This window comes from Mycobacterium sp. 852014-52450_SCH5900713 (assembly GCF_001667075.1).
Classification (GTDB): domain Bacteria; phylum Actinomycetota; class Actinomycetes; order Mycobacteriales; family Mycobacteriaceae; genus Mycobacterium.
This window is the reverse complement of the sequence record NZ_LZIL01000062.1, coordinates 1-20,841: the sequence shown is the minus strand read 5'-3', so window position 1 is coordinate 20,841 and position 20,841 is coordinate 1. Positions and strand designations below refer to the sequence as shown.

Below are 20,841 nucleotides of genomic sequence, written 5' to 3'. Positions count from 1 at the left end.
GCGCCGCGCGCACACCCGTGCAGGTGGAACCCATCGCCCGGGTGCTGCCGATGCTCTCGGTGCCGCACCTGGACCGTGAGTTCGACTACCTGGTTTCGGCCGAGCAGTCCGACGACGCCCAGCCCGGGGCGCGGGTGCGGGTGCGGTTTCACGGCCGCCTGGTGGACGCGTTCGTGCTGGAGCGCCGCAATGACACCGACCACCAGGGCAAGCTCGGCTACCTGGACCGCGTCGTGTCAGCCGAACCCGTGCTGACACCGGAGATCCGCCGGTTGGTCGACGCGGTGGCGGCGCGTTACGCCGGGACCCGGCCGGACGTGCTGCGCCTGGCGGTGCCGGCCCGGCACGCCCGGGTGGAACGGGAACCGACGGCGCCCCACCGGCTGCCCGTGCCCGCGCCCGTCGACCCGTCGGCGTGGGAGGGGTACGCCCGGGGCGCCCAGTTCCTGGCCGCCCTGGCCGAGTCCCGGGCCGCGCGGGCCGTCTGGCAGGCGCTGCCGGGGGAGTCGTGGGCGGACCGATTCGCCGAGGCGGCCGCGCAAACCATCCGCGCCGGACGGGCGGTGCTGGGCATCGTGCCCGATCAGCGGGATCTGGACGCGCTGTGGCGGGCCGCGACCGCGCGGATCGACGAGAGCGGCGTGGTGGCGCTTTCGGCCGGGCTGGGGCCGGCCGCCCGCTACCGGCGGTGGCTCGCGGCACTGCGCGGTCAGGCACGGTTGGTGATCGGCACTCGCAGCGCGGTTTTCGCGCCCCTTAGCGACCTGGGCCTCGTCATGGTGTGGGCCGACGCCGACGATTCACTGGCCGAGCCGCGGGCACCCTACCCGCACGCCCGGGAGGTGGCGATGCTGCGGGCGCATCAGGCGCGCTGTGCGGCGCTGATCGGTGGTTACGCGCGCACTGCAGAAGCCCAGGCGCTGGTGCGCAGCGGGTGGGCCCATGACATCGTCGCGACCCGGGCGGTGGTGCGCGCCCGCACGCCGCGGGTGGTCGCCCTCGACGACACGGGCTACGCCGACGAACGCGACCCGGCCGCGCGCACCGCGCGCATCCCGTCGATCGCGCTGCGCGCCGCCCGCTCGTCGCTCGAGGCCGGGGCGCCGGTGCTGGTGCAGGTGCCGCGGCGCGGGTATGTCCCGTCGCTGGCCTGCGCGCGCTGCCGCACGATCGCCCGGTGCCGGCACTGCACGGGCCCCTTGTCGTTGCAGGAGGGCGGCCAGGCGCTGATCTGCCGGTGGTGCGGGCGCATCGACCCGACGCGGCGGTGCGCGCGCTGCGGTTCGGACGCGGTGCGCGCCGTGGTCGTCGGGGCCCGCCGCACCGCCGAGGAGCTTGGGCGCGCGTTTCCCGGTACCGCGGTGGTCACCTCGTCCGGGGAAGGTGTCGTGCCGTCGGTCGCCGCCGGCCCGGCCCTGGTGGTGGCCACCCCGGGGGCGGAACCCGGCGCGGCGGGCGGCTACGGCGCGGCACTGCTGCTGGACACCTGGGCGCTGCTGGGGCGACAAGACCTGCGTGCCGCCGAGGACGCGCTGTGGCGCTGGATGACCGCCGCCGCCTTGGTGCGTCCCCGCGGCGAAGGCGGGGTGGTGCTGGTGGTGGCCGAATCATCAATTCCCACAGTCCAATCGCTGATCCGCTGGGATCCGGTGGGTCACGCGGACGCCGACCTGGCGGCTCGGGCCGAGGTGGGCTTGCCGCCGAGCGTGCATATGGCGGCGCTCGACGGCGCGGCCGATGCGGTGGCGGCACTGCTCGACGAGGCCGGGCTGCCGGACGGGGCCGACGTGCTGGGGCCGGTGGATTTGCCGGCGGGTGTGCGCCGCCCGGCGGGGACACCGGCCGGCGTCCCCGTGACGCGCATGCTGGTGCGCGCCCGGCGAGAGCAGGGCCTGGCGCTGGCCGCGGCGCTGCGTCGCGGTGTGAGCGTGCTGTCCGCCCGCCAGACCCACGAGCCGGTCCGGGTCCAGATCGACCCCCTGCACATCGGGTGACCTCGCCAAATCCTGCCCGAGGGGATAGTATGCGTCGGAAATAATCCCTGGGTACGACATTGGAAGGTTGTTACACTTCCTGATCTTTAGCCGCCGATATGCCGGAGACGGTCCGGAGAAGGGGCGACATGGCAGCGGACAACGCGACGACTGCGGACGAGTCGCTGGACGTCATCACTGACGCTTTGCTGACGGCTTCCCGCTTGCTGGTTGCCATTTCGGCGCGCTCGATCGGTCAGGTGGACGAGACGATCACGATCCCGCAATTCCGGACGTTGGTGATCCTGTCCAATCGGGGCCCGGTTAACTTGGCCACCCTGGCCGGTCTGCTCGGCGTGCAACCATCCGCAACGGGGCGGATGGTCGACCGACTCGTCGCGGCAGGGCTGATCGATCGCCTACCGCACCCGACGTCCCGTCGCGAGCTGTTGGCCGCGCTGACCAAGCGGGGGCGGGAGGTCGTTCGTCAGGTCACCGCGTACCGGCGCAACGAAATCGCCACCATCGTGGAGAAGATGCCGCCGCCGGAACGCCACGGGCTGGTGCGGGCCCTGACCGCGTTCACCGCCGCCGGCGGCGAACCGGATGTGCACCTGGATGCCGAGCTCGACCTCTAGCGCTTCTCGGCGGTGACCAGCAGATACTCCCAATGCATGGTGCCGTTGGAGAGGTAGTGCTGCGCGAGCTCGACCAGCTGGGCGTCGAGCTCGGCGGCCAGCACCCGGTTGTGGCCGATGTTCGCGTAGGCCTCGATCGTCGGACCGTAGTGGTTCTTGAAGTACGTGTGCACCGCCTCGGCGTCGTCGAACCGGTTCACTTCCAGCATTCCCCGCACCGCGGTCACCGGGCCTACGCGCTCGCCGAGCAATCCGGTGACGTAGCCCGTACGTCCCCACAGCGCGGCCGGCGGCACGGCCTGCGACAGGCTGGGCCGGTACGGCCGGATGGTGGCAAGCATGCGGCCGAAGAACCCGTCCGGGGTCCAGCTGATCAGGCCGATCGTCCCGCCCGCCCGGCAGACCCGGACCAATTCGTCGGCGGCCCGCTGCTGGTCCGGCGCGAACTGCACGCCGATCGCGGAGATGACGGCGTCAAACTCGCTGTCGCCGAACGGCAGCGCGTGCGCGTTGGCCTCCCGGTAGTCGATCGTCAGGCCCCGGGCCGCGGCGCGGGTCCGCGACCGCTGCAACAGCTGGGGCGTCAGGTCACTGGAGACCACGGCGGCGCCCGTCGCGGCGGCCGGAAGCGAGATGTTGCCCGAGCCGGCCGCGACGTCGAGCACTCGCATGCCCGGCCCGATGCCGGTGGCCTTGACCAGCACCGGACCCAGCGGGGCCATCACTTCCTCCGCCATCAGGGCGTAGTCGCCGAGAGCCCATACCGCGCGATGGGGGGCGGCATCGCTGATCGTGGTGTCGAGAGTCATCAGACCTCCTTGAAGGTAAGGAAAGGGCTGCCCACTCGACCTCGTCGTCCCTAGCAAGGCAGTTCGGCCACCGAGCGAGATGGTGACCTGTAGCAATAGTATGCGTTAGAAACAATGTACACGGGCAACTTCGGGTGGGGCGGCCGTCTGGGCTTTCTAGACTGTGCCGGTGCGCCTTGTCTTCGCCGGCACCCCCGAACCCGCGCTGCCCGCGCTGCGCCGCCTCATCGACTCGCCGCGTCACGAGGTGATCGCCGTGCTGACCCGGCCCGACGCGGCCGTCGGCCGGCACGGCAAGCCGCAGCCCTCGCCGGTGGCCCGCGAAGCGCTCGACCGTGGCATCCCGCTGCTGCGACCGGCGCGGCCGAACGCGCCGGAGTTCGTCGCCGAGCTGTCGGAGTTGGCGCCGGACTGCTGCGCGGTGGTGGCCTACGGTGCGTTGCTGCGCGACGGACTGCTCGCGGTGCCCCCGCACGGGTGGATCAACCTGCATTTCTCGCTGCTGCCGGCCTGGCGTGGGGCGGCCCCGGTGCAGGCGGCGATCGCGGCCGGGGACGCCATCACCGGGGCGACCACGTTCCAAATCGAGCCCAGCCTGGACTCCGGCCCCGTCTACGGCGTCGTCACCGAGACGATCCGGCCCACCGACACCGCGGGCGAATTGCTTGAGCGGCTGGCTGTTTCGGGTGCGGCGCTGCTGTCGACCACGCTGGACGGCATCGCCGATCAGACGTTGACGCCACGGCCGCAACCCGCCGACGGCGTCAGCATCGCGCCGAAGATCACCGTCGAGCAGGCCCGGGTGCGCTGGGACCTTCCGGCGCTCGTCGTGGAGCGCCGGATCCGTTCGGTGACGCCCAGCCCGGGCGCCTGGACGCTGATCGGCGACCTTCGCGTCAAGCTCGGTCCGGTGCACGTCGATGCGGACGGCCCAGAATCGTTGGCGCCCGGCGCTATTCACGTCGACCGTAAAGGCGTGTGGATCGGCACCGGTTCGCAAGCCGTGCGACTGGGCCAGATACAGCCTCCCGGAAAGAAACGCATGAATGCCGTCGACTGGGCGCGCGGTGCCCGACTCGACTCCGCTGTGCGGGCGACGTGAGCCGGCCCCGACCGCCGGCTCGCGGGCACGGCAAGCGGCGCAAGCCGCTCGACCCCGCGCGCGCCGCGGCGTTCGAGGTGCTGCGGGCGGTCAGCGAGCGCGACGCATACGCGAACCTGGCGCTGCCCGCGCTGCTGCGCGAGCGCGGGATCAGCGGCCGCGATGCCGCGTTCGCCACCGAGCTGACGTACGGCACCTGCCGCACCCGGGGCCTGCTCGACGCGGTCATCGGCGCCGCCGCCGGCCGGTCGCCGGACACTATCGACCCGGTGCTGCTCGACCTGCTACGGCTCGGCACGTACCAGTTGCTGCGTACCCGGGTGGACAAGTACGCCGCGGTGTCCACCACGGTCGAGCAGGCCGGCATCGAATTCGATTCAGCCCGAGCGGGTTTCGTCAACGGCGTGCTGCGTGCAATCTCCGCGCGCGACGAGAAGTCCTGGGTCGGGGAACTGGCGCCCGACCCGTCGCGAGATCCGGTCGGGCATGCCGCCTTCATGCATGCGCACCCGCGCTGGATCGCGCAGGCCTTCGCCGACGCGTTGGGGCCTGCCGCGGCCGAGCTCGACGCGGTGCTGGCCAGCGACGACGAACGGCCTCAGGTGCACCTGGCGGCCCGTCCCGGGGTACTGACGGCCGCGGAACTGGCCGACGCCGTGGGTGGCACGGTCGGCCGGTATTCGCCCTATGCGGTGTACCTGCCGGGCGGCGACCCCGGGCGGCTGTCGCCGGTGCGCGACGGCGCCGCGCTGGTCCAGGACGAGGGCAGCCAGCTGGTGGCGCGGGCGCTGGCGCTGGCACCGGTCGAGGACGACACCGGACGGTGGCTCGATCTGTGCGCCGGACCGGGCGGCAAGACCGCGCTGCTGGCCGCCTTGGGCGCCGGTGCCGGGGCCCGCGTCACTGCGGTGGAGCCGAACCCGCGCCGCGCCGACCTGGTGGCCGAGAACACCCGGGGGCTCCCGGTCGACGTGCTGCGGGTCGACGGGCGGCAGACCGATCTCGAGCCGACCTTCGACCGGGTGCTCGTCGACGCGCCGTGCACCGGGCTGGGCGCGTTGCGGCGCCGACCCGAGGCGCGGTGGCGGCGGCAGCCGGCCGACGTGCCGACGCTCACGAAGCTGCAACGCGAGCTGCTGGGCGCCGCGATCGCGCTCACCCGGCCTGGGGGTGTGGTGCTCTATGCGACCTGCTCGCCCCACCTCGCCGAAACCGTCGGGGTGGTCGCCGACGCGCTGCGCCGGCACCCGGTGTGCGCCTTGGATACCCGGCCGCTGTTCGATCCCGTCACCGGGCTGGGGGATGGGCCGCACGTCCAGCTGTGGCCGCACCGGCAGGGCACCGACGCGATGTTCGCCGCCGCGCTGCGCCGCGAAGCGTGAACCGTCCGGCGCGGCTCAGTAGTGTGGCGCACATGCCTGGTAACACCGGTAGGCCCCTGATCGCGCCGTCCATCTTGTCCGCCGATTTCTCGCGGCTGGCCGACGAAGCGGCCGCGGTGGTGGGCGCCGACTGGCTGCACGTCGACGTGATGGACAACCATTTCGTGCCCAACCTGACCATCGGCCTGCCGGTGGTCGAGAGCCTGCTCACCGCCACGGCCATCCCGATGGACTGCCATCTGATGATCGAGGACCCCGACCGATGGGCGCCCGGCTACGCCGAGGCGGGCGCCTACAACGTCACCTTCCACGCCGAGGCCACCGACCACCCGGTCGCGGTGGCGCGCGACATCCGCGCCGCGGGCGCCAAGGCGGGCATCAGCGTCAAGCCGGGAACCCCGCTGGAGCCGTACCTGGAAATCCTGCCGCAGTTCGACACCCTGCTCATCATGTCGGTCGAGCCCGGCTTCGGCGGCCAGAGCTTCATCCCCGAGGTGCTGAGCAAGGTCCGCACCGCGCGCAAGCTGATCGACGCGGGGGAGCTGACGATCCTGGTCGAAATCGACGGCGGCATCAACGACGACACCATCGAGCAGGCCGCCGAGGCCGGCGTCGACTGCTTCGTCGCCGGCTCGGCCGTCTACGGCGCGGAGGACCCGGAGGCCGCCATCGCGGCGCTGCGGAGGCAGGCCGCCGCCGCGTCGCCGCACTTGCGCCGATGAACCAACCCGCCGGCGGCCTCGACGCGGCCATGCGCCTGGCGATCGAGCAGTCCAACCACGTCAAGGGCGCCACCTATCCGAATCCGCCGGTGGGCGCCGTCATCCTGGACGTCGACGGCGAGGTCGTCGGAGTCGGCGGCACCGAACCCGCCGGTGGCGACCACGCCGAGGTGTTGGCGCTGCGGCGGGCCGGCGAGCTGGCGGCCGGCGGGACCGCGGTGGTCACGCTGGAGCCCTGCAACCACCACGGCAAGACCCCACCGTGCGTGAACGCCCTGCTGGACGCCAAGGTGGGCGCGGTGGTTTACGGCGTCGCCGACCCGAACCCGATCGCCGCCGGGGGCGCGGCCCGGCTGACGGAAGCGGGCGTAGGGGTGACCTCCGGGGTGCTGGCCGACGAAGTGGCCGGTGGACCGCTGCGGGAGTGGTTGCACAAGCAGCGGACCGGGTTGCCGCACCTGACCTGGAAGTACGCCAGCAGCGTCGACGGCCGCCGCGCGGCCGCCGATGGCACCAGTCAGTGGATCTCCAGCGAGGCCTCGCGGTTGGACCTGCATCGCCGCCGCGCGGCCGCGGACGCGATCGTGGTGGGCACCGGCACCGTGCTGGCCGACGATCCGGTGCTGACCGCGCGGCTGCCCGACGGCTCGCTGGCCGACCGGCAACCGCTGCGCGTGGTGGTGGGCATGCGCGAGATACCGCCGGAGGCAAAGGTTCTCAACGACGATTCGCGGACCATGGTGATTCGCACGCACGATCCCATGGAGGTGATCAAGGCGCTTTCGGACCGCACCGACGTCCTGCTGGAGGGCGGCCCCACCCTCGCGGGCGCGTTTCTGCGGGCCGGGGCGGTCAACCGCATGCTGGTTTACGTCGCGCCGATGCTGCTCGGCGGCCCGGTCTCGGCGGTCAACGACGTCGGGGTGCCCACCATCGCGCGGGCGTTGCGCTGGCAATTCGACGGAGTCGACCGCGTGGGCCCGGATCTGCTGCTCAGCCTGGTGCCGCGCGGCGAGTAGGAGCGCCTAGCGCTCGCCCAATGAGATCGTTTGCGGCTCGGGCACTTCCGTTTCCTCGGCGTGTTCCTTGCGGCCACCGATCAACAGGCCCAGCAGCGCACCCACGATGCAGATGACCACGGTGGCGCTGAAGATGTCGCCGTACATCATGGCGAACGCCTTGAGGTACATCGTCCCCTGCGCGGCGATCCGCTCCAGCAGCGAGGCGTTGGGAGGTATCGCGGCCGTCAACCCGGCGACGATCTGGTTGAACCGGTAAAGGCCCCACGCGCTCAGCGCGGCCACACCGATGAGCATGCCCGTCATCCGGGCCACCACGACCGCCGCGGAGGCGATGCCGTGCTGGGCCGAGGGAACGACCCGGAGGGCGGCCGAGGTCAGCGGGCCGATCACCAGGCCCAGGCCCACGCCGGCGACCAGAAGGTCGGCGTGCAACACGGGAACACTGAAGACCCCGAAGATGTCGTGCTTCTGGCTCAACACGTCTTGGCGCCAGAAGTGAATCAGCCAGTAGCCGTAGGCCGCGATCAGCAGCCCGATGAAGGTCATCACCCGGTCGCCGACCCGGGTGGCGATCCAGCCGCCCAGCACCGCGCCGATCGGCAGCGCGATCAAAAACCACAGCAGCAACCCGGCTGCCTGCGTCTGGTCCATCTGCAGCACGCCCTGGCCGAACAGCTCCACGTCGACCAGCGTCACCATCAGCGCCGCGCCCGCCGCCAGCGATGCGCCCAGCGCGGCCAGGAACGGGCGGAAGTGCACCCCCGCCGGCTCGATCAGCCGGGTGCGCGAGAACCGTTCCCAGAGCAGGAACAGCACCGCGACGACGACCGCCCCGATGACCAGCGGCAGACCGTAGCTCGGCAGGATCTGTTTGCCGTCGGGTTGCGGGTTGTACAGGCCGATGACCGCAAGGCCGAGGGCGACCGCGAGCAGCACACCGCCGACCAGGTCGACCTTCTCAGGGTTCTCGACCTTTTCGTGCGACGGCAGGCTGAACTGGATCATCGCCATCGCGATCAGGGTCAGCGGGACGTTGATCCAGAACACGTAGCGCCAGTCGTGGAACAAGTACACGATGAAGATCCCGTACAACGGGCCCAGCACGCTGCCGAGTTCCTGTGCGGCGCCGATGCCGCCCAGCACGCCGGCGCGGTTGCGCTGTGCCCACAGGTCGGCGCCCAGGGCGAGCGTGACCGGCAGCAGCGCGCCGCTGGCCACACCCTGGATGGTGCGGCCGGCGATCAGCAGGTGGAAATCGCCCCAGTGCCCGGCCAGCGCGGTCACCACCGACCCCACCATGAACAGGGTCAGGCTGACTTGCAGCACCAGCTTGCGGCCGAACCGGTCTGAGGCCCGCCCCAACAGCGGCATGGCGGCGATGTAACCCAGCAGGTACATCGTGATGATCCAGGTGATGCGCTGGAGCTGGTTGATCGGGATGTGAACGTCGCTCATGATGTCGCGCATGATCGTCACGACGACATAGGCGTCCAGGGCGCCCAGCAGAACCGCCAGACTGCCGGCGCTGATGGCGACGCGGCGGCCGGTCTGCGAACTCATGAACTCACCGGGGGCTTGGTGACCTGAACCTGCTCGCCCCAGTTGGACAGCGTCACCTGGATCGAGTTGCCGGAGCTCTTCTGCATGTTGGCCTGGACCAGCTGGTGGTCACCGGTCTCCTGGATCCACACGGTGCTCGGCACCGGCTGCGTCGCGTTGAACTGGGGCATGATCTTGTTCACCGCATCCGCCGAGACGTTGCCGCTGACGCGAATCGTGTTCTGACCGTTGATGGTGTCGCGGCCCTCGGCCTTGGCGTTGGTGAAGTTCGCCAGCGCGTTGGCAAGCCCGGTGTCCGGGTTCAGCAGCACCGACACGTCGTAGATGTCGGACGCCTTTCCGAAGTCGCTCCACTTGTTGGGCGTCAGCGTGGCGTACAGGTTTCCGTCGACGACCACGAAGTTGGCGTCGATGTCGGATCCCCCGAGGGTGATCGTGGCGTTGCCAGACGCGGCGGTGGCCGGCGCCGTGGTGAGGTCACCGGTCAGCGTTTTGATGGGCAGCCCCTGGATCTTGCCCTGAATGCTCAGCACGAGATGCACGCTCTTCACATTCTTGGTGGCGTCGGCCGACTGCTTGACCAGGGTCGTGCCGTCGGGCAGCGGGGCGCCGCTCTGCTTTGAGCCCGACGAGCAGCCGGCGATCAAGGCGGTGGCGAGGGTCAGGGATGCGAGGACGGCCGATAGACGGCGGCGGGTCTGCATATCTTGCATCGTAGAGGGTGCCCATGACCGGCTTGGGAGACGTGGGGCCGCGGTGTCGGCCCGGCGCTGAAGCTTTGGCCTGCTCACCAGTGCGACTACGGCATCCGGACGGCCGATAACCTGATGGAATGTTCACCGGAATTGTCGAGGAGCTCGGGGAGGTGACCGGCTGCGACATGCTCGCCGACGCCGCCCGGCTCACCATCCGCGGACCGATCGTGACCTCCGACGCCGGCCACGGCGACTCGATCGCCGTCAACGGCGTCTGCCTGACCGTCGTCGAGCTGCTGCCGGACGGCCAGTTCACCGCCGACGTGATGGCCGAGACCCTCAACCGGTCCAACCTGGGCTCCGTGCAGGTGGGCAGCCCGGTCAACCTGGAGCGCGCCGCCGCGGTCAACAGCCGGCTCGGCGGGCACATCGTGCAGGGGCATGTGGACGGGACGGGCCAGGTGGTGAGCCGGGCGCCGTCCGAGCACTGGGAAGTGGTGCGGATCGAGATCCCCGCGGAGGTGGCCCGCTACGTGGTCGAGAAGGGGTCGATCACCGTCGACGGCATTTCATTGACGGTCTCCGGGCTCGGTGCCGGACCGGGGGACTGGTTCGAGGTTTCGCTGATCCCCACCACCCGCGAGCTGACCACGCTGGGCCGCGCTCCGGTCGGAACGCAGGTCAACCTCGAAGTCGACGTGATCGCGAAATACGTTGAGCGGTTGCTCACCCCGCGTTAGGCCGCGTTCGGAAAAGTCCGCCCCACGCCGGCCCGCTCAGCAGGGTTCGCCCGGCGGCGTCCAGTACGGCTCGCCGGACGGGGTGTAGCACGGTGGTGGTGCGTCGGGTGGCGGGACCGTCATCGCGCCGGCCGGAAGGACCCAATTATCCCAGCGCCCCGGGTCCGTGCACCCGCCGACGCTCACATGCCGACCGCCGACGTCAGCGCACGCATCGGCCGTCGCCCGTTGCGGGCAGGCGACGCCCGCTGCTAATCCGGCCGCGAACATCAAGGTCACGGCCGGTGCCGCCAGTCTTACCGCGATTTTCATCCGCCTAGCCTAGATTGCTGGCACCGGATCAGGAGCCGTTTTGCCCCGCCGGCCTATTGCTGCGGCGCACTGGGAGCGGCGGGCGTGGGCGACCGCGGACGGGGGCGGATTTGCCCGCAGTTCAGGCCGATGATGCAGTGCCAGCCAGCCGCCTGGGGTTGGACCGGGTCACAGCATTGGTCGTCCGGCGCCGCAGGCGCCGGATCCACGGTCGGCGAAGGGTCCGCGTCGATGTGCGTGTCCGGAACATTGGCTCCAATGACTCCGCCGACACCGCCGAGCGTCAGGGCCAACGTGGCGACGCCACCGCAGGCCGCGGCAATCATCCTGGCGGTTCGACTCGCCATGACACCCATTGTCGACCTTTGCGCGCCGTATGTATACATACGCAAGCTCCCGGGTTCGCGGGCGCCGGCGGTGCTGTGAACAGCATCGCAATAACGGGCCTCCCGCGGTGGTTCATACTGAATGCAACACTTGGGCTCTTCCCGCGGACCCCTGAGACAGCAAGGTAGCGACGATGACGAGGTTGGACTCCGTCGAGAGGGCGGTTGCCGACATTGCGGCCGGAAAGGCCGTGGTCGTCATCGACGACGAGGATCGCGAGAATGAAGGCGACCTGATCTTCGCCGCCGAAAAGGCGACGCCCGAGCTGGTGGCGTTCATGGTCCGCTACACCTCGGGGTACCTGTGCGTCCCGCTGGACGGCGCCATCTGCGACCGGCTCGGGCTGCTGCCCATGTACGCGGTTAACCAGGACAAGCACGGGACGGCCTACACCGTTACCGTCGACGCGAAGAACGGTGTGGGCACCGGTATTTCGGCCTCCGATCGCGCCACCACCATGCGGCTGCTGGCCGATCCCGCGAGCATCGCCAACGATTTCACGCGCCCCGGTCACGTGGTTCCGTTGCGCGCCAAGGACGGCGGCGTCCTGCGCCGCCCCGGCCACACCGAGGCCGCCGTCGACCTGGCCCGGATGGCGGGATTGCAACCCGCGGGCGCGATTTGCGAAATCGTCAGCCAAAAGGACGAAGGCTCGATGGCGCAGACCGACGAGCTGCGGGTCTTCGCCGACGAGCACGACCTCGCGATGATCACCATCGCCGATCTGATCGAGTGGCGGCGCAAGCACGAGAAGCACATCGAGCGGATCGCCGAGGCCCGCATACCGACCCGGCACGGAGAGTTTCGCGCCATCGGCTACGCCAGCATCTACGAGGACGTCGAACACGTGGCGCTGGTGCGCGGCGAGATCGCCGGGCCCAACGCCGACGGCGACGACGTGCTGGTCCGGGTGCACTCCGAGTGCCTGACCGGTGACGTGTTCGGTTCCCGCCGGTGCGATTGCGGGCCCCAACTCGACGCCGCGATGGCGATGGTCGCGCGGGAGGGCCGCGGCATCGTGCTCTACATGCGCGGCCACGAGGGCCGCGGTATCGGTCTGATGCACAAACTGCAGGCCTACCAGCTGCAGGACGCCGGCGAGGACACCGTCGACGCCAACCTCAAACTCGGATTGCCAGCCGACGCAAGGGATTACGGAATCGGGGCGCAGATCCTGGTCGACCTCGGCGTCCGCTCCATGCGGCTGCTGACCAACAACCCGGCCAAGCGGGTCGGGCTGGACGGCTACGGCCTGCACATCATCGAGCGGGTGCCGCTGCCGGTGCGCGCCAACGCGGAGAACATCCGTTACCTGATGACCAAGCGCGACAAGATGGGCCATGACCTGGCCGGCCTCGACGACTTTCACGAATCGGTTCATCTGCCAGGCGAATTCGGTGGCGCTCTGTGAGCGGTAGCGGGGAGCCGGCAATCCCGGCGCTCGACGCGTCCGGTCTGCGGCTCGGCATCGTGGCGAGCACCTGGCACAGCACGATCTGCGACGCCCTGCTCGCGGGCGCCCGCAAGGTGGCCGCCGAGTCGGGCATCGACAACCCGACGGTGGTCCGCGTGCTCGGCGCGATCGAGCTCCCGGTGGTGGCGCAGGAGCTCGCCCGCAACCACGACGCGGTGATCGCCCTGGGCGTCGTGATACGCGGCGGAACACCACATTTCGAGTATGTTTGCGATGCGGTGACCCAGGGCTTGACCCGGGTGGCGCTCGACGCGTCGACGCCCGTTGCCAATGGGGTGCTGACCACCAACACCGAACAGCAGGCGCTCGATCGCGCCGGGCTTCCGGAGTCGGTCGAGGACAAGGGCGCCCAGGCCGCCGGGGCGGCCCTGACCGCGGCGCTGACGCTGCGTGACCTGCGCGCTCGGTCGTGACTGAGCGCCAGGGGTGGGACGTCGTACTGCGTCCCCACCGCACACCGATGTTCGCCTACGGCGCGGCCTTCACCATCGCCGCGGTGCACATCGCGATCGGTTTTCTACTCAAGGTCGGATCCACCGGGGTGGTATTCCAGACCAGCGACCAGGTGGCGATGGCGCTGCTCGGCCTGGTTCTCGCGGGGGTGGTGCTGCTGTTTGCCCGGCCCCGGTTGCGCGTCGGGGCCGCCGGCATATCGGTGCGTAACCTGCTGGGCGACAAATTGATCGAGTGGCCGGACGTCGCCGGTGTCTCGTTCCCGGTGGGGAACCGCTGGGCGCGCATCGACCTGCCCGACGACGAGTACATCCCGGTGATGGCCATCCAGGCCGTCGACAAGGAGCGCGCGGTCGACGCCATGGACTCCGTGCGGTCGCTACTGGCGCGGTATCGGCCCGACCTGCCTACCCACTGAACGGGCTACCCGTGCGCGCACGGATAGCCCGTCAGGTGGATGCGTCAGAAGTTCTTACAGTCGGTCATCATCTGCTGGAAGATCGGCAAAGCCTGCTGTGCACCCTGGTTGTGCTCGATGGCGTGCAGCAGGTTCACGCGCTGATCCGGCGATGACGCCAGGTACTGCTGCAAGAACTGCTGGTTCGGCGGCGACTGGTCGAGGTACTGGGCGGCCATCGGGTTTTCCGCATGCACCGCCCGCATCGCCTGGTCGTAGCTGCAGGTCGTGTTGATCATCGGGCCGTAATCGGGGGCAGCGGATGCGACCCCGGCGGCGGCGGTCGACGCCAATGCCAGACCGCCAACGCCGATCGCGAGCCTGGTCAACGAGCGCTTGAACATCTGTGGACTCCCTCCATTGATTGCCACCCACTGTAACGTCCAGCTACCCCCTTGGTAACCAGAACAAGAGCCGCCCAAACCGTCCACACGGTCGGTTACTCGTCGTAACCCGAGGTCGACGGCCCTTTTGGGAAATGACGGATCCCTCGGCGGCCGACCTGTATATCGAACAAGCGCTCGAATGCGTTACGGGCGGCAAGCGCGGGGCGGCTCGAAGCCCGGGGTGCCGAATCCGGCATGCCGGGCGGTGCTCCCGCCGGGCCGGCACCCCTCTCGCGACTACTAGCCTGGATGGGTGCCAGATCCCGCCACGTATCGCCCCCCGCCCGGGTCCATCCCGGTCGAGCCAGGCGTCTACCGATTCCGGGACACGCACGGAAGAGTCATCTACGTCGGCAAGGCCAAGAGCCTGCGGAGCAGGCTGACGTCCTACTTCGCCGACGTCGCCAGCCTGCATCCGCGAACCCGGCAGATGGTGACCACCGCCGCCAAGGTCGAGTGGACGGTGGTCAACACCGAAGTCGAGGCGCTGCAGCTCGAATACAACTGGATCAAGGAGTTCGACCCGCGCTTCAACGTCCGCTACCGCGACGACAAGTCCTACCCGGTGCTGGCCGTCACCCTCAACGAAGAATTCCCCCGGCTGATGGTCTACCGCGGCCCGCGGCGCAAGGGCGTCCGGTACTTCGGGCCCTATTCCCACGCGTGGGCGATCCGGGAGACGCTGGACCTGCTCACCCGCGTGTTCCCGGCGCGCACCTGTTCGGCCGGTGTGTTCAAGCGGCACAAGCAGATCGACCGTCCGTGTCTGCTGGGCTACATCGACAAATGCTCGGCGCCCTGTATCGGGCGGGTCAGCGCCGAGCAGCACCGCCAGATCGTCGACGACTTCTGCGACTTCCTGTCCGGCAAGACCGACCGCTTCGCCCGCGAGCTGGAACAGCGCATGCACGCGGCCTCCGACGAACTCGACTTCGAGCGGGCCGCGCGCCTTCGTGATGACCTCGGCGCCCTCAAGCGCGCCATGGAAAAGCAGGCGGTGGTGCTCGGTGACGGCACCGACGCCGACGTGGTCGCCTTCGCCGACGACGAGCTGGAAGCGGCGGTCCAGGTGTTCCATGTCCGCGGCGGCCGGGTGCGCGGTCAGCGCGGCTGGATCGTCGAAAAGTCCGCGGAGGCAGGTGATTCCGGTGAGGAGCAGTTGGTCGAGCAGTTCCTGACGCAGTTCTACGGCGAGCAGGCCGAACTGGGCGGCCAGGACAACCAAGGGGCCGACGAAGCCGCCAACCCGGTGCCGCGCGAGGTGCTGGTGCCCTGCCTGCCGTCCAACTCCGATGAATTGGTCAGCTGGCTGTCCGGCCTGCGCGGTTCTCGGGTCGCGCTGCGGGTGCCGCGCCGCGGCGACAAGCGGGCGCTCGCCGAAACCGTGCAGCGCAACGCCAAAGACGCGCTGCAGCAACACAAGCTGAGAAGGGCCGGCGACTTCAACGCCAGATCGGCTGCCCTGCAGAACATTCAGGAAGCCCTCGGGTTGGCCGATGCGCCGCTGCGCATCGAATGCGTCGACATCAGCCACGTGCAGGGCACCGACGTGGTGGGCTCGTTGGTGGTGTTCGAGGACGGCCTGCCGCGCAAGTCCGACTACCGCCACTTCGGGATCCGCGAAGCCGCCGGGCAGGGGCGCTCTGACGACGTTGCCTCGATCGCCGAGGTGACACGGCGCCGGTTCGCGCGACACCTGAGTGAACAAAACGATCCGAATATGCTTTCGCCCGAGGGAAAGTCACGCCGATTCGCCTATCCGCCCAACCTCTACGTCGTCGACGGCGGAGCCCCGCAGGTCAACGCGGCCAGCGCCGTGCTCGAAGACCTCGGCATCACCGACGTCGCGGTGATCGGCCTGGCCAAGCGGCTGGAAGAGATATGGGTGCCGTCCGAGCCGGATCCCGTCATCATGCCGCGCAACAGCGAAGGGCTATATCTGTTGCAACGGATTCGCGACGAGGCGCACCGGTTCGCGATCACCTACCATCGCAGCAAGCGATCCAAGCGAATGACCGCCTCGGCGCTGGATTCGGTGCCAGGATTGGGGGAGCATCGCCGCAAGGCGCTGGTAACCCATTTCGGATCCATAGCCCGCCTCAAGGAGGCCACCGTCGACCAGATCACGGCCGTTCCCGGTATCGGTGTGGCCACCGCCACCGCCGTCCTGGAGGCGTTGCGACCTGACCCGCCCGGAGAAGCCGAATGACGGGTGAATTGGCGGAGGGCCACACTAGAGATGCCCCGGCCGGCATCGATGTGGTTCTGGTGACCGGGCTATCGGGTGCCGGGCGGGGTACTGCGGCCAAGGTGCTCGAGGACTTGGGCTGGTATGTGGCCGACAACCTGCCGCCCCAGCTGATTACGCGGATGGTGGATTTCGGCATGGACGCGGGGTCGCGGATCACCCGGCTGGCGGTGGTGATGGACGCGCGGTCGCGTGGCTTCACCGGTGACCTCGACGAGGTGCGCAACGAGCTGGCCACCCGCAACATCAGCCCGCGGGTGGTGTTCATGGAGGCATCCGACGACATGCTGGTGCGCCGCTACGAACAGAACCGCCGCAGCCATCCGCTGCAGGGCGACCAGACCCTGGCCGAGGGCATCGCCGCCGAGCGCCGGATGCTGGCCCCGGTGCGCGCTACGGCCGACCTGATCATCGATACGTCGACGCTGTCGGTGCGGGGCTTGCGGGAGAGCATCGAGCGCGCGTTCGGTGGCGAAGCCAGCACATCGATCAGCGTCACCGTCGAATCGTTCGGCTTCAAGTACGGCCTGCCGATGGACGCCGACATGGTGATGGACGTGCGGTTCCTGCCGAACCCGCACTGGGTCGACGAGCTGCGCCCGCTCACCGGACAAGACCCGGCCGTCAGCGAATACGTGTTGAGTCAGCCCGGGGCCGCGGAGTTTCTCGACGCCTACCATCGCTTGCTGTCTCTGGTCGTCGACGGTTACCGCCGGGAGGGCAAGCGCTACATGACGGTCGCCATCGGTTGCACCGGTGGTAAGCACCGCAGCGTTGCGATCGCCGAGGCGCTGATGCAGGTCCTCAAGGCCGATGAGGGCGAAGCTCAACTTTCGGTGCGGGTGTTGCACCGGGATCTGGGTCGCGAATGAACGCGCCGACGAATCAGGGCATCGTCGCGCTGGGCGGCGGGCACGGTCTGTACGCGACGCTGTCCGCGGCCCGCCGGCTGACTCCGCACGTCACCGCCGTGGTGACCGTCGCCGACGACGGTGGCTCCTCCGGGCGGCTGCGCAGCGAATTGGATGTCGTGCCACCGGGTGATCTGCGAATGGCGTTGGCGGCCTTGGCATCCGACAGCCCACACGGGCGCCTTTGGGCGACCATCCTGCAGCACCGCTTCGGCGGCAACGGGGCGTTGGCGGGGCACCCGATCGGCAATCTGCTGCTCGCCGGGCTGTCGGAGGTGCTGGCCGATCCGGTGGCCGCCCTCGACGAGCTGGGCCGCATCCTCGGCGTCAAGGGCCGCGTGCTGCCGATGTGTCCGATCGCGCTGCAGATCGAGGCGGACGTGTCCGGCCTGGAGACCGATCCGCGGATATTCCGGCTGATTCGAGGCCAGGTGGCGATCGCCACCACACCGGGCAAGGTCCGGCGGGTGCGCCTGCTGCCGTCCGATCCGCCGGCGACTCGGCAGGCTGTCGACGCCATCATGGCCGCCGACCTGGTGGTGCTGGGTCCCGGCTCGTGGTTCACCAGCGTGATCCCGCACGTGCTGGTGCCGGGTCTGGCGGCGGCGCTGCGGGCCACCACCGCCCGGCGGGCGCTGGTGCTCAACCTGATGGCCGAGCCGGGGGAGACGGCCGGCTTCTCCGTGGAGCGTCATCTGCACGTGTTGGCCCAGCACGCGCCGGGGTTCACCGTGCACGACATCATCATCGACGCCGAGCGCGTGCCCAGTGAGCGGGAGCGGGAGCACCTGCGCCGCACGGCGACGCTGCTTTCGGCCGAGGTCCACTTCGCCGACGTGGCCCGACCTGGTACACCTTTACATGATCCAGGCAAACTCGCGGCGGCCCTGGACGGGGTCCGGGCGGCCCACAAGGGTCCGGGAGCGCCTCCGGTCACGGCCACCGCGGAAATTCGGGTCGACGGTGCAAGTCCACAGACCGGTGGAGATGGACCGGGCGGCAGCGGACCGAGGAGTGACGACGCGTGGCGATGACGACCGAAGTCAAGGACGAGCTCAGCCGCCTGGTCGTGAAATCGGTCAGTGCGCGTCGCGCGGAGGTCACGTCCCTGCTGAGGTTCGCCGGCGGATTGCACATCGTCGGCGGTCGGGTGGTCGTGGAGGCCGAGGTGGACCTGGGCAACGTCGCGCGGCGACTGCGCAAGGACATCTTCGAGCTCTACGGCTATAACGCGGTCGTGCATGTGTTGTCGGCCAGCGGGATTCGCAAGACCACCCGCTACGTGCTGCGGGTGGCCAACGACGGCGAGGCGCTGGCACGCCAGACCGGACTGCTCGACAACCGCGGCCGGCCCGTGCGCGGTCTGCCCGCCCAAGTCGTGGGCGGCAGCGTCGCCGACGCCGAAGCCGCCTGGCGCGGAGCCTTCCTCGCGCACGGGTCGCTGACCGAGCCGGGACGGTCGTCGGCTCTGGAGGTCAGCTGCCCCGGCCCGGAGGCCGCGCTGGCGTTGGTGGGCGCGGCGCGCCGGCTCGGGGTCAGCGCCAAGGCCCGCGAGGTGCGTGGCGCCGATCGGGTGGTGGTGCGCGACGGCGAGGCGATCGGCGCGTTGCTGACCCGGATGGGCGCCCAGGACACCCGGTTGATCTGGGAGGAGCGCCGGATGCGCCGCGAGGTGCGGGCGACGGCCAATCGGCTCGCCAACTTCGACGACGCCAACCTGCGCCGCTCGGCGCGGGCCGCGGTCGGGGCCGCCGCCCGGGTGGAACGCGCGCTGGAGATCCTCGGCGACACCGTTCCCGACCACCTGGCCTCGGCCGGCAAGCTGCGCGTCGAGCACCGGCAGGCCTCGCTGGAGGAGCTCGGCCGCCTCGCCGACCCCCCGATGACGAAAGACGCTGTGGCGGGGCGCATTCGCCGGCTGCTGTCGATGGCCGACCGCAAGGCCAAGATCGAAGGCATTCCGGACACCGAGTCGGCGGTGACACCGGACTTGCTGGAAGACGCGTAACTGGTCGCGTCATTTGCTGTTCGCAACGAGTAGGCGGGGGCTACGGTCGGGGGATGAAACGGCTTTCAAGCGTTGATGCGGCGTTTTGGTCGGCCGAAACTGCGGGCTGGCACATGCATGTGGGCGCACTGGCGATTTGCGACCCGAAGGAAACACCCGAGTACAGCTTCCAGCGGCTTCGCGAACTGATCATCGAGCGGCTGCCCGAACTGCCGCAGCTGCGGTGGCGGGTCACCGGCGCGCCGCTCGGGCTGGACCGGCCGTGGTTCGTCGAAGACGAGGACCTGGACGTCGACTTCCATATCCGGCACATCGCGGTGCCCGCGCCCGGCGGCCGCCGCGAGCTCGAGGAGCTGGTGGGCCGGTTGATGTCCTACAAGCTGGACCGTGCCCGGCCGCTGTGGGAGATGTGGGTGATCGAGGGCGTCGAGGGCGGCCGGGTCGCGTCGCTGACCAAGATGCACCACGCCATCGTCGACGGCGTCTCGGGTGCCGGCCTGGGTGAAATTCTTTTGGATGTCACGCCGGAACCGCGGCCGCCGCAACAGGAAACGGTGGGATCGCTGGTGGGATCGAAGATTCCGGGCCTGGAGCGGCGCGCGGTGGGTGCGCTCATCAACCTCGGTGTCAAGACGCCCTTCCGCATCGCCCGGCTGATGGAGCAGACCGTGCGCCAGCAGATCGCCGCGCTGGGTGTGAGCAGCGGCCGGCCCCCGCGCTACTTCGAGGCGCCCAAGACCCGGTTCAATGCGCCCGTGACGCCGCACCGGCGGATCACCGGGTGCCGCGTCGAACTGGCCCGGGCCAAGGCCGTCAAAGATGCCTACGGCGTCAAGCTCAACGACGTGGTGCTGGCGCTCGTGGCCGGGGCGGCCCGCGAGTACTTGCAGAAGCGCGGCGAGCTGCCGGCCAAGCCGCTCATCGCGCAGATCCCGGTCTCCACCCGCACCGACGACAACAAGGACGACGTCGGCAACCAGGTGAGCTCGATGACTGTCTCGTTGGCCACCGACGTCGACGATCCCGCCGAGCGGCTGCGGGCCATCCACGAAAGCACCCAGAACGCCAAGCTGATGGCCAAGGCGTTGTCGGCGCACCAGATCATGGGGCTGACCGAAACGACGCCGCCGGGATTGCTCGGGCTGGCCGCGCGGGCCTACACCGCCAGCGGGCTGTCGCGAAACCTGGCCCCCATCAACCTGGTTGTCTCCAACGTGCCGGGTCCGCCGTTCCCGTTGTACATGGCCGGCGCCAGGCTGGATTCGCTGGTGCCGCTTGGGCCGCCCGTCATGGACGTCGCCCTGAACATCACCTGCTTCTCCTACACCGACTATCTGGACTTCGGTTTCGTGACGACGCCCGAGGTGGCCAACGACATCGACGACATGGCCGACCGCATCGAGCCGGCGCTCACCGAGCTGGAGAAGGCGGCCGCGCGGGAGTGAGCTAGCGGCGTTCTGAGCTGCCGCGCGCGGCGAAGCTGGGCGTTGCGTCAATCGGGTTCGTCGTCGTCACCGTCGCGGAGGATTCTTTCGGGGTGGTGGTAGGTGTTGGTGCGGGGT

General features: G+C 69.8%; 21 protein-coding genes. 15 read left to right on the top strand and 6 right to left on the bottom strand.

Annotated elements, in window-relative coordinates; genetic code table 11:
• The first annotated feature begins 50 nt into the window (after nucleotides 1-50).
• Nucleotides 51-1,994, top strand: a complete 1,944-nt coding sequence (locus tag A5773_RS18870) for a primosomal protein N' (RefSeq protein WP_066945263.1) — start codon at nucleotides 51-53, stop codon at nucleotides 1,992-1,994.
• A gap of 128 nt (nucleotides 1,995-2,122) precedes the next feature.
• Nucleotides 2,123-2,611, top strand: coding sequence for a MarR family winged helix-turn-helix transcriptional regulator (locus tag A5773_RS18865; RefSeq protein WP_066945122.1), 489 nt, complete (start codon nucleotides 2,123-2,125; stop codon nucleotides 2,609-2,611).
• On the opposite strand, the gene A5773_RS18860 is transcribed toward A5773_RS18865, so the two are convergent.
• Nucleotides 2,608-3,420 (bottom strand): class I SAM-dependent methyltransferase, encoded by an 813-nt coding sequence (locus A5773_RS18860; protein WP_066945119.1) that lies wholly within the window; start codon nucleotides 3,418-3,420, stop codon nucleotides 2,608-2,610. The two genes, A5773_RS18865 and A5773_RS18860, sit on opposite strands and share 4 nt — an antisense overlap.
• 169 nt (nucleotides 3,421-3,589) lie before the next feature.
• Between A5773_RS18860 and fmt the strand changes: the two genes are divergently transcribed.
• From fmt to ribD, 4 genes are read left to right on the top strand one after another with little or no spacing between them, the layout of a single operon-like run.
• Nucleotides 3,590-4,522: a methionyl-tRNA formyltransferase gene (gene fmt, locus A5773_RS18855; RefSeq protein WP_066945256.1), complete on the top strand. Its 933-nt coding sequence runs from the start codon at nucleotides 3,590-3,592 to the stop codon at nucleotides 4,520-4,522.
• The gene (locus A5773_RS18850) at nucleotides 4,519-5,904 is read left to right on the top strand and encodes an RsmB/NOP family class I SAM-dependent RNA methyltransferase (protein WP_066945116.1); all 1,386 of its coding nucleotides are present in this window, start codon (nucleotides 4,519-4,521) and stop codon (nucleotides 5,902-5,904) included. Before fmt ends, A5773_RS18850 begins: the two co-directional genes overlap by 4 nt.
• A 32-nt stretch (nucleotides 5,905-5,936) precedes the next feature.
• Entirely contained in the window at nucleotides 5,937-6,626 is a 690-nt protein-coding gene (rpe, locus tag A5773_RS18845; RefSeq protein ID WP_067265155.1) for a ribulose-phosphate 3-epimerase, read from the top strand.
• Nucleotides 6,623-7,645, top strand: a complete 1,023-nt coding sequence (ribD, locus tag A5773_RS18840; RefSeq protein ID WP_066945113.1) for a bifunctional diaminohydroxyphosphoribosylaminopyrimidine deaminase/5-amino-6-(5-phosphoribosylamino)uracil reductase RibD — start codon at nucleotides 6,623-6,625, stop codon at nucleotides 7,643-7,645. The genes rpe and ribD overlap by 4 nt, the downstream gene beginning before the upstream one ends.
• Nucleotides 7,646-7,651: 6 nt before the next feature.
• Here the strand turns inward: ribD and A5773_RS18835 are convergent, their stop codons facing one another.
• Both A5773_RS18835 and A5773_RS18830 read right to left on the bottom strand, forming a co-directional pair.
• Nucleotides 7,652-9,208 carry an MFS transporter gene (locus A5773_RS18835; protein WP_066945109.1) on the bottom strand — a complete coding sequence of 519 codons (1,557 nt, stop codon included), beginning with the start codon at nucleotides 9,206-9,208 and terminating at the stop codon, nucleotides 7,652-7,654.
• Nucleotides 9,205-9,912: an LppX_LprAFG lipoprotein gene (locus A5773_RS18830; RefSeq protein WP_066945106.1), complete on the bottom strand. Its 708-nt coding sequence runs from the start codon at nucleotides 9,910-9,912 to the stop codon at nucleotides 9,205-9,207. Before A5773_RS18830 ends, A5773_RS18835 begins: the two co-directional genes overlap by 4 nt.
• Nucleotides 9,913-10,040: 128 nt before the next feature.
• Between A5773_RS18830 and A5773_RS18825 the strand changes: the two genes are divergently transcribed.
• A complete protein-coding gene (locus A5773_RS18825) occupies nucleotides 10,041-10,643 on the top strand; it encodes a riboflavin synthase (protein WP_066945102.1) in 603 nt (200 codons plus the stop codon).
• Between the two features lie 36 nt (nucleotides 10,644-10,679).
• Here A5773_RS18825 and A5773_RS26335 read toward each other — a convergent pair whose 3' ends face one another.
• Together A5773_RS26335 and A5773_RS18820 are read right to left on the bottom strand one after the other, a co-directional pair.
• A complete protein-coding gene (locus tag A5773_RS26335; RefSeq protein WP_231989257.1) occupies nucleotides 10,680-10,955 on the bottom strand; it encodes a hypothetical protein in 276 nt (91 codons plus the stop codon).
• Between the two features lie 53 nt (nucleotides 10,956-11,008).
• The gene (locus A5773_RS18820; RefSeq protein ID WP_156744891.1) at nucleotides 11,009-11,302 is read right to left on the bottom strand and encodes a hypothetical protein; all 294 of its coding nucleotides are present in this window, start codon (nucleotides 11,300-11,302) and stop codon (nucleotides 11,009-11,011) included.
• A gap of 173 nt (nucleotides 11,303-11,475) precedes the next feature.
• Here A5773_RS18820 and A5773_RS18815 point away from each other — a divergent pair, with 173 nt between their 5' ends.
• From A5773_RS18815 to A5773_RS18805, 3 genes are read left to right on the top strand one after another with little or no spacing between them, the layout of a single operon-like run.
• On the top strand, nucleotides 11,476-12,753 hold the full coding sequence (locus tag A5773_RS18815) for a bifunctional 3,4-dihydroxy-2-butanone-4-phosphate synthase/GTP cyclohydrolase II (RefSeq protein WP_066945094.1): 1,278 nt from the start codon (nucleotides 11,476-11,478) through the stop codon (nucleotides 12,751-12,753).
• On the top strand, nucleotides 12,750-13,229 hold the full coding sequence (gene ribH / locus A5773_RS18810; RefSeq protein ID WP_066945091.1) for a 6,7-dimethyl-8-ribityllumazine synthase: 480 nt from the start codon (nucleotides 12,750-12,752) through the stop codon (nucleotides 13,227-13,229). Before A5773_RS18815 ends, ribH begins: the two co-directional genes overlap by 4 nt.
• A 47-nt stretch (nucleotides 13,230-13,276) precedes the next feature.
• Entirely contained in the window at nucleotides 13,277-13,687 is a 411-nt protein-coding gene (locus A5773_RS18805) for a PH domain-containing protein (protein WP_066945088.1), read from the top strand.
• A 44-nt stretch (nucleotides 13,688-13,731) separates the two neighbouring features.
• Here the strand turns inward: A5773_RS18805 and A5773_RS18800 are convergent, their stop codons facing one another.
• On the bottom strand, nucleotides 13,732-14,070 hold the full coding sequence (locus A5773_RS18800) for a hemophore-related protein (RefSeq protein ID WP_066945085.1): 339 nt from the start codon (nucleotides 14,068-14,070) through the stop codon (nucleotides 13,732-13,734).
• Between the two features lie 295 nt (nucleotides 14,071-14,365).
• Between A5773_RS18800 and uvrC the strand changes: the two genes are divergently transcribed.
• Genes uvrC through A5773_RS18775 form a run of 5 tightly spaced genes read left to right on the top strand, consistent with a single transcriptional unit; the run spans nucleotide 14,366 to nucleotide 20,724 of the window.
• Nucleotides 14,366-16,321 carry an excinuclease ABC subunit UvrC gene (uvrC, locus tag A5773_RS18795; protein ID WP_067263158.1) on the top strand — a complete coding sequence of 652 codons (1,956 nt, stop codon included), beginning with the start codon at nucleotides 14,366-14,368 and terminating at the stop codon, nucleotides 16,319-16,321.
• Nucleotides 16,318-17,232 carry an RNase adapter RapZ gene (gene rapZ, locus A5773_RS18790; RefSeq protein ID WP_066945075.1) on the top strand — a complete coding sequence of 305 codons (915 nt, stop codon included), beginning with the start codon at nucleotides 16,318-16,320 and terminating at the stop codon, nucleotides 17,230-17,232. Before uvrC ends, rapZ begins: the two co-directional genes overlap by 4 nt.
• Nucleotides 17,229-18,305 (top strand): uridine diphosphate-N-acetylglucosamine-binding protein YvcK, encoded by a 1,077-nt coding sequence (gene yvcK / locus A5773_RS18785; RefSeq protein ID WP_066945072.1) that lies wholly within the window; start codon nucleotides 17,229-17,231, stop codon nucleotides 18,303-18,305. The genes rapZ and yvcK overlap by 4 nt, the downstream gene beginning before the upstream one ends.
• On the top strand, nucleotides 18,302-19,279 hold the full coding sequence (gene whiA / locus A5773_RS18780; protein WP_156744897.1) for a DNA-binding protein WhiA: 978 nt from the start codon (nucleotides 18,302-18,304) through the stop codon (nucleotides 19,277-19,279). Before yvcK ends, whiA begins: the two co-directional genes overlap by 4 nt.
• A 53-nt stretch (nucleotides 19,280-19,332) precedes the next feature.
• Nucleotides 19,333-20,724, top strand: a complete 1,392-nt coding sequence (locus A5773_RS18775) for a wax ester/triacylglycerol synthase family O-acyltransferase (protein ID WP_066945045.1) — start codon at nucleotides 19,333-19,335, stop codon at nucleotides 20,722-20,724.
• Nucleotides 20,725-20,841: the final 117 nt, after the last annotated feature.